Below are 13,320 nucleotides of genomic sequence, written 5' to 3' on the forward strand. Positions count from 1 at the left end.
GGCCGCCTGCGAACAGCACCGCCACCAGGCCGGCAACGGCCTTGGCGACCTTGCCCTTGTTGAGCACGTCTTCGGCGATCGAGTTCGGCAGCGGCAGAGTCTTTTCCATACGACCCAGCACCGGGAGCACGATCAGGAAGTAGGCGAAGTAGAAGAAGGTGAACACCTGACCGAGCGTGGTGTAGATGCCTTCCGCCGGCTTCGAGCCGAGCCAGCCCAGCACCAGGCAGGTCACCACGAAGGCCCAGAAGAAGCGCTTGGCCATCGGGCGATAGCGCGACGAGCGCACCTTGCAGCTGTCGAGCCAGGGCAGGAACAGCAGCACGATGATCGCGCCGAACATCGCGATGACGCCCATCAGCTTGTTCGGGATCGAACGCAGGATCGCGTAGAACGGCAGGTAGTACCATTCCGGCACGATGTGCGGCGGGGTCACGCCCGGGTTGGCCGGAACGTAATTCTCCGCGTCACCGAGGTAGTTCGGCATGTAGAAGATGAACCAGGAGTAGAACACCAGGAAGCACGACATGCCGAACACGTCCTTGAGGGTCGCGTAAGGCGTGAACGGAACGGTGTCCTTCTCGGTCTTCGGCTCGACGCCGGCCGGGTTGTTCTGGCCGGTGACGTGCAGCGCCCAGACGTGCAGCACGACCACGCCGGCGATCACGAACGGCAGCAGGTAGTGCAGCGAGAAGAAGCGATTCAGGGTCGGGTTGCCGACCGAATAGCCGCCCCACAGCAGCGTCACGATGCTGTCGCCGACGACCGGGAACGCCGAGAACAGGTTGGTGATCACGGTGGCGCCCCAGAAGCTCATCTGGCCCCACGGCAGCACGTAACCCATGAAGCCGGTCGCCATCATCAGCAGGTAGATGATGACGCCGAGGATCCACAACACTTCGCGCGGCGCCTTGTACGAGCCGTAGTAAAGGCCGCGGAGCATGTGGACGTAGACGGCGATGAAGAACATCGACGCGCCGGCGGCGTGCATGTTCCGCAGCAGCCAGCCGTAGTTGACGTCGCGGACGATCCGCTCGACCGAGTCGAAGGCGAGATCGACGTGCGGGGTGTAGTGCATCGCCAGCACGAGGCCGGTGACGATCTGCACCGCCAGCATCATCGACAGGATGGCGCCGAACGTCCACCAGTAGTTGAGGTTACGCGGCGTCGGGTAGGCGATGAAAGAGGAATGAACGAGGCCCGCGATCGGCAGGCGCTGCTCCAGCCACTTCATCAAGGGGCTTTGTGGCTGATAGGTCGAGGGTCCGCTCATGATGCGATCCTAGTAAGCATTGGTACGGCGCACGGGAACGTCAGCCGATCTGGACTTTGGTGTCGGAGACGAATTGGTAGGGAGGAATCGGCAGGTTGAGCGGCGCCGGCCCCTGGCGGATACGACCGGAGCTGTCGTACTGCGAACCATGGCACGGGCAGAAGAACCCGTCGTATTTGCCCTCGTGCGCGATCGGAATGCAGCCCAGGTGGGTGCAGATGCCGACCACGACCAGCCAGTTCTCGTGGCCTTCCTTGGTCCGCGCCTGATCGGTCTGCGGATCCTTGAGGTCGGACAGCGGCGTGTTGCGCGCTTCTTCGACCTGCTTCTTGGTGCGGTTCATGATGTAGATCGGCTGACCGCGCCAGAACACCTTGATGTCCTGACCTTCAGCGATCGGGGTCAGATCGACTTCGATCGGCGCGCCGGCAGCGATAGTCGACGCGTCGGGGTTCATCTGCGAGATGAACGGCCACACCGCGGCCGCCGCACCGACGGCGGCAACCGCGCCGGTTGCGATATAGAGAAAATCACGGCGTGTCGGTTCCGCCGAAGCCTCTGTCGTCACGATCCAAAGCCCTTTCATCTCTGCGACCGGCACAGCGCTCTCGGCAAAGCTTGCGAGACGATTGCCCGGGGAGGTCGCGAGATCGGCGGCCTTCAACATGCCCCGGGCCGCTTGTCATGGCCGGTCGGGTAGAACAGACAGTCCAGAATCGTTCTATTGGCACCCTTGCCGGTAGAGCGCAAGCCCGCGAACGGCTAATTGGCGCGCCTCGATCGATTCCAAGATGTGCCATGACACACGGCACGTTATCGTTCAGTTGATAGGGAGCATTACGGGATGCGGATCGCGCTGTTTCAACCCGACATCCCACAAAACACCGGCACTATTCTTCGGTTTTGCGCCTGTTTGAACGTGGAAGCGCACATCATCGAGCCAGCCGGCTTTCCGACCTCCGATCGGCATTTCCGCCGCTCCGGGATGGACTACCTGGATCAGGTGAGCATAGTCCGGCACGATTCCTGGCTAAAATTCGAGCAATGGCGGAAAAACGCGGGTTGCCGGCTGATTTTACTTACGACCAAAGGTGAAAGGCCTTATTTCGAACAGCGTTACCAAGCGACTGACGTACTGATGCTCGGCCGGGAAAGTGCCGGGGTGCCGGACGAGGTCGCTGCCGCCGCCGATGCCAGGGTGGTAATTCCTATGCAGCCCGGCCTGCGCTCGCTGAACGTCGCGATGGCGGCGGCGATGGTGACCGGTGAGGCGCTGCGGCAAGTCCAATTCGCACAGTGAGGACCGACGCGGGTGAGCTACGCGGTTAAGGAGATATTTCTAACCCTGCAGGGCGAAGGCGCCCATGCGGGCCGTGCAGCGGTGTTCTGCCGTTTCGCCGGATGTAATCTGTGGACGGGCCGCGAGCAGGATCGCGATCAGGCGACCTGCAAATTCTGCGATACGGACTTCATCGGCACCGACGGTACGCTCGGCGGCCGCTACGCCAGCGCCGAGCTGCTCGCCGACATCATCAGCGATCAGTGGATCGGCGAGATGCGCGATCGCTACGTGGTGATCACCGGCGGCGAGCCGCTGCTGCAGCTCGACGGCGAACTGATCGCCGCACTGCACGCGCGCGGCTTTGCGATCGGCGTCGAGACCAACGGCACCATCGAGCCGCCGGCCGGCATCGACTGGTTGTGCGTCAGTCCGAAAGCCGGCGCCGAGCTGCGCATCCGCCGCGGCGATGAGTTGAAGCTGGTGTACCCACAGCCGGACGCGATGCCGGAAGACTTTGCGGCGCTCGAATTCGAGCGGTTTTCGCTGCAACCGATGGATGGCCCGGACCGCGACGACAACACCACGCGGGCGATCGCTTACTGCCTGAAGCATCCGCAATGGCGGCTCAGCCTGCAGACTCACAAGATCACCGGCATCAGATAGCTCGCGCCGGCGTGATCCGGCTGTCATGACGAATCGCTAGGCTCCAATGCGAGGTCAACAACCGAGCAGGAGCCGACCATGGACTTGAAACCGGGCGATATCGTCATGCTGAAATCCGGCGGCCAGGCGATGACGGTGGCGGAAGCCAGCGACGACAGCGCCACCTGCCTGTGGATGGGCGAAGACGGCGACCTGTTCCGCGAGACCCTGCCGCTTGCCGTGCTCGATTCCATCGCGGTCGAAGTCGACGATGATGAGGACGAAGACGACGATCTCGACGACGACGAGCAGACCAAGGTCGCCTGAACGAGCAGGCTGTCTTCGCCATCACTGATGCGGCCGCGGATCACCAAGCGGCCGCGTATTTTCAGGCCCGCTCAACGCTTAGCGTTACGTCGCTCCGGCGTGTTCGTGCCTGCTGATCGCCGCTTCTGTTACAGCAGATGATCGCGCGCGAATCTCGCTGCGGTCTGATCCGCGATGGTGCGGAGCGCGGCCGGATCGAGCGGGAAATCGGCCGCCAGCCAGGCGTCTTCGGCCAGCGTCAGCACGTGGCCGAGCGCGGGCCCCGCAGCGAAGCCGCGAGCCAGGAAATCAGCAGCCTTCAGCGGGAATGCCGGCGCCTGCCAGCGCTGCGGCAGCGCGATCAGTTGGCGCCACGGCGCCGGATCGGCCCCGAGGCCGGCGCGGGCCCAGGCCAGCATCATGCGATCATGAAACCGCGCTTCACCGAGCCGGTACAGCCGGCGCCGCGCGGTCGCTTCGTCCATCCCGGCAAGACGCCACCAGCGATGCCCCATCGAGTCGAGCCGCTTGGCTTCGACGTTGGAGAGCCGCAGCCGCGATGCGAGCCGCTTGGCATCCTCCGTGACGGCGACCGCCAGCGCACCGAGCCGCCGCACCGCGTCGGGTTCAAGACCAAGGTCGCGTTCGGCGGCGATCATCGCCGCGAAAGCGCCGAGATAGGCGACACCGCCGAGCACCGCGAGCAGCAGCCCGCCATCGGCCATCGCCACCACCGAGGCCTCCGCGCCATCGGCGATCATCAGCTTCAGCATCTCCATCCGCAGCCGTTCGGCCGACAGCGTCGCGAGCCCGCTGCGGCCGCGGATGCAGGCGAGATACGCCTCGCGGTCCGGCGCTCCGGCACCATAGGCGGCATGGATGCGGAAGAACCGCAGGATGCGTAAGTAATCCTCGGCGATGCGCTGGTCCGGATCGCCGATGAAGCGCACGCGCCGCGTCGCGATGTCAGCCAGGCCGCCGACATAGTCGTGCACGGTGCCGTCGGCCGACATCGAGAGCGCGTTGATGGTGAAGTCGCGGCGTTGCGCGTCGCGGTCCCAGTCGCGGCCGAACGCCACCTTGGCCTTGCGGCCGAAGGTCTCGACGTCCTCGCGCAGCGTGGTGATTTCGAAGCCGTGCCCATCGAGCACCAGCGTTACGGTGCCATGCTCGATCCCGGTCGGCACCGCCTTGATACCGCTCGCCTTGGCACGGCGGACCACCTCATCCGGAACCGCGGTGGTGGCGATGTCGACATCGCCGATCGGCTCGCCCAGCAACGCATTGCGGACGGCGCCGCCGACCACCCGCGCCTCTTCGCCGTCGCCGTTCAGCAGCGCGAGCACCCGCGCCGCCGGTCCCGTGTGCAGCCACGGCGCATCGCTGCGCACCGGCACGTCGGTCATTTCTCCACCCCAGGCACCAGCCTGCCGTTCTCCATATGCGCCGGAACGTAAGTCGATCCCGGCGGTGCGCCCGAATAGTGCACAAGCAGCAGCAAGCTCAAGATCACCAGCACCAGGGCCGTTGCCACCAGCCATCCGACCACGCGAAGCGGCCAGGATGAATGATGCAGCATTGCCGACCGGGTGGCGATCAGGAAGACCGCGTAGAGCACGAAAGGTATGAGGAAAATTCCGACCTCAGTGAGCACCACGCGGATCATGGCAGGCAGACCCGTTCGTACAGCGCGCGCAGGATGCCGGCCGTCGCGCCCCAGATGTAGCGCTCGGCGAACGGCATCGCGTAGTAGGACCGCTGCGCGCCGCGGAATTCCTTGCTGTGCAATTGATGATTGCCGGGGTCCATCAGGAACGCGAGCGGCACTTCGAAGGCGTCGTCGACTTCGGATTTGTTGATGGTGAGCTCGAACCCGGGTCGCACCCGCGCCACCGTCGGCAAAATCCGGAAACCGAAACTGGTGCCATAGACGTCGAGATAGCCGATCGGCTCGACATAGGAGCGGTCGAGCCCGATCTCTTCCTCGGCCTCGCGCAAGGCGGCATCGAGCGGCGAATTGTCGGTGGCGTCGATCTTGCCGCCGGGAAACGCGATCTGCCCGGCATGATCGTTGAGATGCGCGGCCCGCATCGTCAGCAGCACAGTCGGCTCGGCGTGCTCGACCACCGGAATCAGCACCGCGGCGGGACGGATCGGCCGTTCCTGCGCGATGGTGCGCAGCATCTGATCGTTGCCCTGATCGCCGGTGGCGGGAATCACCCCGGCGTCGGTGAGCGCCGCAGGCACGTCGAACCGCAGCAGGCGCTGGGCCCGATCGAAGAATTCCGCCGAACTGATGCTACCGCTGGCAGACTGCGTTCCCGTCATCGGTCCGGTCAATGCGCTTCCCTCATCAGCTCGGCATCGGCCATGGCGAAGAACGCGCCGCCGGACGCAATGCCGAACATCGGGTGACCATCGACCACTCGCTCCTCGCCGATGTCAACCAGATCGTAATACACCGCCCGCGTCACCTTGGCCCACAAATCGGCGCGCATGTGAAGGTACGGTGTCACTCCGCCATCGTCGGCGACCTCGAACCTGAGGCGGTGGTCGGCGTCACACGTCACCCAATCGTCGACATTGGTGCGGAAGCGCAGAAGCGCTCCGCGCTCGTCCGCGTCCTTGACCATTTCGACGGCCAGAAACGGCGCATCGTCGACCTTGATGCCGACCTTCTCGACCGGCGTCACCAGGAAGTGTTTGTCGCCCTCGCGCTTCAGAATGGTCGAGAACAGCCGCACCAAGGCGGGACGACCGATCGGCGTGCCGAGATAGAACCAGGTTCCGTCCGAAGCGATGCGCATGTCGAGATCGCCGCAGAACGGCGGGTTCCAAAGATGCACGGGCGGCAAGCCCTTGCCCTTGGCGGCGCTCGCCGCGGCCTCGCGCGCGGCCTCGGTGAGGCCGTCGAGATTGTGCGGTGAACTCTGCCCTTGCTTCGCCATTGTTTACCCTGACCCTCGATTTCCAACCCGGCACCCGAGCTGCCCTGTTTCGCCACGCGCGGCTTGTTTAACTCTCCACAACGTGATCCGCGCCAATCCCGCGATGCTCATAATGTGGGGAAAGATTTGGTGAATGAAACCAGGGCCTTCGCTGTCTCGCGGCGAACAGCCTAACATGCTCCCGGTGAAAACAACCGGCCCGGCGGCGGCCGGTGTGGACAGGAGAGACGATATGGCCGGCGCAGACAGTGTCGAGAAGCTCGAAGACGTCATCGTCCGCTCGGCCGAGCAGGTCGCCGGCGAAGTGCGCGCCGCCAAGGAAGCGATCTCGACCGTGATCTTCGGCCAGGACCGCGTGGTCGAAAATACGCTGGTGACGATTCTGTCCGGCGGCCACGCGCTGCTGATCGGCGTCCCCGGCCTCGCCAAGACCAAGCTGGTGGAAACCCTGGGTGTGACGCTCGGGCTCGATGCCAAGCGCGTGCAGTTCACGCCCGACCTGATGCCGTCCGACATTCTCGGCGCCGAAGTGCTCGACGAGACCGCGGCGGGCAAGCGCTCGTTCCGCTTCATCGCCGGACCAGTTTTCGCGCAGCTGTTGATGGCCGACGAAATCAACCGCGCCAGCCCGCGTACCCAATCGGCGCTGCTGCAGGCGATGCAGGAGCAGCACATCACCGTCGCCGGCGCCCGGCACGATCTGCCGAAGCCGTTTCATGTGCTCGCCACGCAGAACCCGCTGGAACAGGAAGGCACCTACCCGCTGCCGGAAGCCCAGCTCGACCGCTTCTTGATGGAGATCGACGTCCACTATCCGGATCGCGACGCCGAGCGCCGCATCCTGTTCGACACCACCGGCGCCGAGCAGGCGGCGCCGCGCGCAACGATGAGCGGCGAAACGCTGCTGGCGGCGCAGCGCTTGGTGCGGCGGCTCCCGGTCGGCGACTCGGTCGTTGAAGCGATCCTGTCGCTGGTGCGCTCGGCACGTCCCGGCCCCGACGCCGGCGACCTCGGCAAGCTGATTGCCTGGGGCCCCGGCCCGCGCGCCAGCCAATCGCTGATGATGGCGGTGCGCGCCCGCGCGCTGCTCGACGGCCGGCTGGCACCTTCGATCGACGACGTGCTCGACCTCGCCGAGCCTATCCTGAAGCATCGTATGGCGCTGACGTTCTCGGCCCGCGCCGAAGGCCGCACCATTCCGGACGTGATCCAGAAGCTCAAGAGCCGGATCGGCTGATGGCGCAGGCCGACGAGCATCGCACCCAGGAGACGCTGGCGGTTCGCCGCGCGGACGGAGAAAGCCGTTCGCTCGCCGCGTCGTTGCCGCGCCTGATGCTCGAGGCCCGCAAGATCGCCAACAACGTCACGCACGGTTTGCACGGCCGCCGACGCGCCGGCGCCGGCGAAAATTTCTGGCAGTATCGCCGCTTCGTCTCCGGTGAGCCGGCGCAAAATGTCGATTGGCGACGCTCGGCGCGCGACGATCATCTCTATGTCCGCGAACTGGAGTGGGAAGCTGCGCACACCGTCTGGCTGTGGCCGGATCGCTCGCTGTCGATGGCGTTCGCTTCCAAAACCGCGCGCGACAGCAAGCTCGAGCGCGGCCTGATCGTGGCGTTCGCGCTGGCCGACCTGCTGGTCGCCGGCGGCGAACGGGTCGGCATTCCCGGCCTGATGAACCCGACCTCGAGTAACAACGTCATCGACAAGATGGCGCAGGCGATCCTGCACGACGCCTCAACGCGCAGCAGCCTGCCGCCGTCATTCGTGCCGTCGTCGCGGGCCGAGATCGTGGTGCTGTCCGACTTCTGGTCGCCGGTCGGTGAGATCCGGCAAATGCTCGCCGGCCTGTCGGCTTCCGGAGCGCACGGCACGCTGGTGCAGATCGTCGATCCGGCCGAAGAGAGCTTTCCCTATGCGGGGCGGGTCGAATTCGTCGAGCCCGAAGGTGGCGGTGCGATCACCGCCGGCCGCGCGGAGAAATGGGCCAGCGACTACGTCGCTCTGGTCGCCGCGCATCGTGACGCGATCCGTGCCGAGACCTCCAAGCTCGATTGGCTGTTCTCGACCCACACCACCTCGCGCTCGGCCGCCGAGCTGCTGTTATTCCTGCACGCCGGCATGACCACCGCCAAGGACGCCGGCGGCAAAGCAGGACGTGGCGCATGATCGGCGCCCTTCCCCTTTCGTTCGCACAGCCGCTGCTGCTGATCGGTCTGCTGGCGCTGCCGGCGCTGTGGTGGCTGCTGCGGGTGATGCCGCCGCGGCCGCGCCGCGTGGATTTCCCGCCGACCCGGCTGCTGTTCGACATCGCCCCGAAGGAAGAGACGCCGTCGCGTACGCCGTGGTGGCTGACCGCGCTGCGAATGCTCGCGGCCGCGCTGGTGATCATCGCGCTTGCCGGCCCAATCTGGAATCCGCAGACCGCTGCCGGCGGCAGTCAGGCGCCGCTGCTGATCCTGCTCGATGACGGCTGGAGCGCAGCGTCGAGCTGGGAGGCGCGGATCAAGGCCGCCGACGAACTGATCGCTGAAGCCGACAGCGCCCGCCGCGCAGTGGCGCTGGCGCCGCTGTCGGAGACGGCGCGCGATCCGGCCCTGATGCCGGCCGGCACCGCACGGGTGTCGCTGCGTCAGCTCGCGCCCAAGCCCTATGCGGCCGAGCGGGTGGAGGCGCTGCCCGGCATCGAGCGTTTCCTGAAGACCGCCGGTGATGCCGAACTGGTGTGGCTAACGGACGGTGTCGACACCGGCCGCGGCAATGATTTCGTCACCGGGCTGAACAAGCTGGTCCAGAACCGCAGCGTCACCATCGTTGAAGGCGGCGCCCCACCGGCCCATGCATTGGCGGCTGCCGAAAACGCCGCGGCGAAGATGACCGTGAAAGTGCTGCGCGCCCAAAGCGGCGGCGTCGACGCTGGCGTGGTTCGCGCGCTCGATGCCAAGAGCGCGCCGATCGGCGAAGCCCGCTTCAGCCTCGCGCCCGGCGCCACCGAAACCGAGGCCGCATTCGATCTGCCGGTCGAGTTGCGCAACGACATCGCCCGGCTGGAGATCGCCGGCGAGCGCTCCGCAGGCGCCGTACAGCTACTCGACAAGCGCTGGCGCCGCCGCGCGGTCGGGATCGTGTCAGGCGCGAGTGCCGACACGGCACAGCCGCTGCTCGCGGCGACGTTCTATCTCACCCGTGCGCTGTCGCCGTTCGCCGATCTGCGCCAGGGCGAACGTGCCGCCCCGCAGCAGGTGATCGCGCAATTCCTCGACCAGAAGCTGCCGATGATCGTGCTCGCCGATGTCGGCGCGCTGTCCCCCGAAATCCGCCAGCGGCTCGATGCCTGGATCGAACAGGGCGGCGTGCTGGTGCGGTTTGCCGGCCCTCGTCTCGCTCGCCAGGACGATGATGATCTGGTGCCGGTGAAGCTTCGCAAAGGCGGCCGCAGCCTCGGCGGCAGCCTGACATGGGAGAAGCCGCAGCAACTCGCTGCGTTCTCCGGCGACGGCCCGTTCGCGGGGCTCGCGTTGCCGAGCGACGTCACTGTCAATCGCCAGGTGCTGGCCGAGCCGGACGCGACCCTGCCCGGCAAGAGCTGGGCGTCGCTCGCCGACGGCACGCCGCTGGTCACCGGCGAGCATCGCGGCAAAGGGCTGGTGACGCTGTTCCACGTCAGCGCCGATATGCGCTGGTCGAACCTGCCGATGTCCGGCACCTTCGTCGAGATGCTGCGCCGACTGGTCGACATGTCCGGTTACACCTCGACGCCAGGCGCCGGCGTTGCCGCCGATCCCAACGCCGCCGAGACGGTGTCGCCGCTGCGCACGCTCGACGGCTTCGGCGCGTTCGGCCCGCCGCCGGCCTCCGCCAAGCCGATCCCGGCTGATTACCGCGAGCGTGGCAGCGCCGAGCATCCGCCCGGCTTCTATGGTCCCGCCGACGGACCGATCGCCGTCAACGCGCTGGCCGCTGCTGACCGGATTGCGCCGCTGGATACGTCGGCGATCAACGCCCGCCGCGCCGCCTACAGCAACGCCGAACCGCGCGATCTGCGCGGCATGCTGCTGGCCTCGTCGCTCGGCCTGTTCCTGCTCGATGCGCTGATCGTCGCCGTGCTCGGCGGCGGCCTCGCCGCGCTGCTGATGCGCCGCCGCCGCGCCGCGACCGCCGCGCTGGCGCTGATCATCGCACTGCCGCTGGCGTCGATGCCGCTCCCGTTGCGCGCGCAAGCCGCCAAGGACGACTTCGCCATCAAGGCGACCGCACAGACTCACCTCGCTTATGTGATCACCGGCAACGCCGACGTCGACGCCATCGTCAAAGCCGGAATGAGCGGACTGACGTTGTTCCTGGCGCAGCGCACCGCGCTCGAAGCCGGCGAGCCGGTCGGCGTCGATCCGGCGCGCGATGAGCTGTCGTTCTTCCCGCTGATCTACTGGCCGATCGTCGCCGGCGGGCCGAAGCCGCCGCAGGACGCGCTCAACAAGATCGACGCCTACATGAAGCAGGGCGGCACGGTGATCTTCGACACCCGCGACGCGATCGAAGCGCCGCCGGATCCGAACGGCGCATCGCAGACGCCGGGCATGATTACGCTGCGCGACGTGCTGTCGTCGCTCGACGTGCCGGAGCTGGAGCCGGTCCCGCGCGAGCACGTGCTGACCAAGACGTTCTATCTCCTGCGCGACTTCCCCGGCCGCTTCACCGCCGGCCAAACCTGGGTCGAGGCGCTGCCGCGCGAGACCGACGATGACGACACCACCCGCCCGGCGCGCGGCGGCGACGGCGTGTCGCCGATCATCATCACCTCCAACGATCTCGCCGGCGCCTGGGCGATGCGGCCCGACGGCCAGCCGATGCTGCCGCTGACACCGGGCGAGCCACGCCAGCGAGAATTCGCCTTCCGCGCCGGCGTCAACATTGTGATGTACACCCTGACCGGCAACTACAAGGCCGACCAGGTCCACGCGCCGGCGCTGATCGAGCGGCTGGGGCAGTAGTTAGCTCATCCTTCGAGACGCCCGGCTTCGCCGGGCTCCTCAGGATGAGGGAGAGGTCTCGCTTGAGGCGGGACGACGAAACGAGGACCTCATGGTGAGGAGCATCGCGCAGCGATGCGTCTCGAACCATGAGCGACGAGGAGAACGCATTGCACTACGGCATCGCCTTTGCGCCTCTTGTTCCGACCGCCGTGCTGTGGGTCGCGATTGCCGCCGTGGCGGTCATCGCACTCGTGCTGCTGATCGGGCGCTCGCGGGGCGCGTGGGTGCGGATCGCGGCGCTGGCGCTGATCGTGCTGGCGCTGGCCAATCCGTCGTTCACCCGCGAGGAGCGCGAGCCGCTGTCCTCGGTCGCCGCCGTGGTGGTCGACAAGAGCCCGAGTCAGAATTTCGGCAAGCGTACCGAAGAAGCCGAGCAGGCCAAGGAAGCGCTGGTCGACCGGCTGAAGCAGATCAAGGGCCTGGAGGTTCGTGTCGTCGAAGCCGGCCAGGCGGATGGCGAGACCGACGGCACCAAGCTGTTCGGTGCGGTGACCTCGGCGTTGTCCGACGTGCCCACCGACCGCGTCGCCGGCGCGTTCCTGATCACCGACGGCCGCGTCCACGATATCCCGGCGAACGCTCAGGCACTTGGCTTCCAGGCGCCGGTGCAGGCGCTGATCACCGGCCGCAAGGACGAGCGCGACCGCCGCATCGCCATCCTGGCAGCGCCGCGGTTCGGCATCGTCGGCCAGACCCAGACCATCACCTACCGGCTCGACGATCAGGGCATCACCGGCGACCGCGCCCGCGTCGTGGTGCGGCGCGACGGCGAAGTGCTGAACCAGCGCACCGTGCTCAGCGGCCAGACCGTCAACGTCGATGTCGAGATCAAGCATGCCGGCCAGAACATCGTCGAGATCGAAGCCTCACCGGTCGAGAACGAGCTGACGCTGGTCAACAACCGCGCCGTGGTGTCGATCGACGGCGTCCGCGACAAGCTGCGGGTGCTGCTGGTGTCCGGCGAGCCGCATTCCGGCGAGCGTACCTGGCGCAATTTGCTCAAGTCCGACGCCAGCGTCGATCTCGTGCACTTCACCATCCTGCGGCCGCCGGAGAAGCAGGACGGCACGCCGATCAACGAATTGTCGCTGATCGCCTTCCCGACCCGCGAGCTGTTCCAGCAGAAGATCAACGAGTTTCAACTGATCATCTTCGACCGCTACGCCCGCCAGGGCGTGCTGCCGATGGCGTATTTCGACAACATCTCGCGCTACGTGAAAAATGGCGGCGCGGTGCTGGTGTCGGCGGGACCGGACTACGCGTCGACTACCTCGATCTGGCGTACGCCGCTCGACACGCTGCTGCCGGCCGAGCCGGTCGGCGTCACCGAGAAGCCGTATCACGCGCGGCTGTCGGACGCAGGCAAGCGCCATCCGGTGACGCGCGGCCTCGAAGGCTCGGCGTCCGAGCCGCCGCATTGGAGCCGGTTCTTCCGCACGGTCGACACCCGCAACGCAACAGCGGCGCCGCTGATGACCGGCGCCGACAACATGCCGCTGCTGCTGCTGTCGCATTTCGGCGAGGGCCGGGTCGCGCTGCTGCTCAGCGACCACATCTGGCTGTGGGCACGCGGCTATGAGGGCGGCGGACCGCATCTTGATCTGCTGCGGCGGATGTCGCACTGGCTGATGAAGCAGCCCGACCTCGATGAAGAAGCGCTGCGTCTAAAGGCCGAGGGCAAGAACCTCGAGGTGCTGCGACAGACCATGGGCGACAGCGTGCCGCCCGTCACCGTCACCTCGCCTTCGGGCAAGACCCGCGAACTCACGCTCGCGGCGGGCGATCCCGGCCCCTGGCGGGCGACACTGCCGGCCGACGAGCTCGGGCTGTGGTCGG

The 13,320-nt window shown here is 66.7% G+C and carries 13 protein-coding genes; 7 read left to right on the forward strand and 6 right to left on the reverse strand.

Features of this window, described 5'->3' with window-relative positions:
• Both DYI24_RS10510 and petA read right to left on the reverse strand, forming a co-directional pair.
• The coding region (locus tag DYI24_RS10510; RefSeq protein WP_164572249.1) for a cytochrome b at positions 1 to 1,273 on the reverse strand (1,273 nt) is incomplete at its 3' end.
• 40 nt (positions 1,274 to 1,313) lie between these two features.
• Complete coding sequence (gene petA / locus DYI24_RS10515; RefSeq protein ID WP_012494887.1) at positions 1,314 to 1,841, reverse strand: ubiquinol-cytochrome c reductase iron-sulfur subunit; 528 nt, start codon at positions 1,839 to 1,841, stop codon at positions 1,314 to 1,316.
• A gap of 276 nt (positions 1,842 to 2,117) precedes the next feature.
• Here petA and DYI24_RS10520 point away from each other — a divergent pair, with 276 nt between their 5' ends.
• The 3 genes from DYI24_RS10520 to DYI24_RS10530 all read left to right on the forward strand — a co-directional run bounded on the left by DYI24_RS10520 (position 2,118) and on the right by DYI24_RS10530 (position 3,524).
• Positions 2,118 to 2,573 (forward strand): tRNA (cytidine(34)-2'-O)-methyltransferase, encoded by a 456-nt coding sequence (locus tag DYI24_RS10520; RefSeq protein WP_107343341.1) that lies wholly within the window; start codon positions 2,118 to 2,120, stop codon positions 2,571 to 2,573.
• 12 nt (positions 2,574 to 2,585) lie between these two features.
• Positions 2,586 to 3,218: a 7-carboxy-7-deazaguanine synthase gene (gene queE, locus DYI24_RS10525; RefSeq protein WP_164572250.1), complete on the forward strand. Its 633-nt coding sequence runs from the start codon at positions 2,586 to 2,588 to the stop codon at positions 3,216 to 3,218.
• Between the two features lie 78 nt (positions 3,219 to 3,296).
• Positions 3,297 to 3,524, forward strand: a complete 228-nt coding sequence (locus tag DYI24_RS10530) for a YodC family protein (protein WP_107354539.1) — start codon at positions 3,297 to 3,299, stop codon at positions 3,522 to 3,524.
• Between the two features lie 128 nt (positions 3,525 to 3,652).
• Here the strand turns inward: DYI24_RS10530 and DYI24_RS10535 are convergent, their stop codons facing one another.
• Genes DYI24_RS10535 through DYI24_RS10550 form a run of 4 tightly spaced genes read right to left on the reverse strand, consistent with a single transcriptional unit; the run spans position 3,653 to position 6,451 of the window.
• A complete protein-coding gene (locus DYI24_RS10535; protein ID WP_164572251.1) occupies positions 3,653 to 4,909 on the reverse strand; it encodes a CCA tRNA nucleotidyltransferase in 1,257 nt (418 codons plus the stop codon).
• Positions 4,906 to 5,169 (reverse strand): DUF6111 family protein, encoded by a 264-nt coding sequence (locus DYI24_RS10540; protein ID WP_107343337.1) that lies wholly within the window; start codon positions 5,167 to 5,169, stop codon positions 4,906 to 4,908. The genes DYI24_RS10535 and DYI24_RS10540 overlap by 4 nt, the downstream gene beginning before the upstream one ends.
• The gene (locus tag DYI24_RS10545; RefSeq protein WP_205523468.1) at positions 5,166 to 5,831 is read right to left on the reverse strand and encodes a CoA pyrophosphatase; all 666 of its coding nucleotides are present in this window, start codon (positions 5,829 to 5,831) and stop codon (positions 5,166 to 5,168) included. The genes DYI24_RS10540 and DYI24_RS10545 overlap by 4 nt, the downstream gene beginning before the upstream one ends.
• Positions 5,832 to 5,839: 8 nt before the next feature.
• Positions 5,840 to 6,451 (reverse strand): DUF1285 domain-containing protein, encoded by a 612-nt coding sequence (locus tag DYI24_RS10550; protein WP_164572253.1) that lies wholly within the window; start codon positions 6,449 to 6,451, stop codon positions 5,840 to 5,842.
• 232 nt (positions 6,452 to 6,683) lie between these two features.
• Here DYI24_RS10550 and DYI24_RS10555 point away from each other — a divergent pair, with 232 nt between their 5' ends.
• The 4 genes from DYI24_RS10555 to DYI24_RS10570 form a co-directional block, all read left to right on the forward strand.
• Positions 6,684 to 7,688: an AAA family ATPase gene (locus DYI24_RS10555; protein ID WP_164572254.1), complete on the forward strand. Its 1,005-nt coding sequence runs from the start codon at positions 6,684 to 6,686 to the stop codon at positions 7,686 to 7,688.
• A complete protein-coding gene (locus DYI24_RS10560; protein WP_164572255.1) occupies positions 7,688 to 8,620 on the forward strand; it encodes a DUF58 domain-containing protein in 933 nt (310 codons plus the stop codon). Before DYI24_RS10555 ends, DYI24_RS10560 begins: the two co-directional genes overlap by 1 nt.
• Positions 8,617 to 11,442, forward strand: a complete 2,826-nt coding sequence (locus DYI24_RS10565) for a DUF4159 domain-containing protein (RefSeq protein ID WP_164572256.1) — start codon at positions 8,617 to 8,619, stop codon at positions 11,440 to 11,442. The genes DYI24_RS10560 and DYI24_RS10565 overlap by 4 nt, the downstream gene beginning before the upstream one ends.
• A gap of 149 nt (positions 11,443 to 11,591) precedes the next feature.
• Positions 11,592 to 13,320 (forward strand): hypothetical protein (locus DYI24_RS10570; RefSeq protein ID WP_164572257.1); only part of this gene is annotated, 1,729 nt, incomplete at its 3' end.

Origin of the sequence: Rhodopseudomonas sp. BR0C11 (assembly GCF_010820945.1) — a bacterium.
Lineage (GTDB): Bacteria > Pseudomonadota > Alphaproteobacteria > Rhizobiales > Xanthobacteraceae > Rhodopseudomonas > Rhodopseudomonas palustris_H.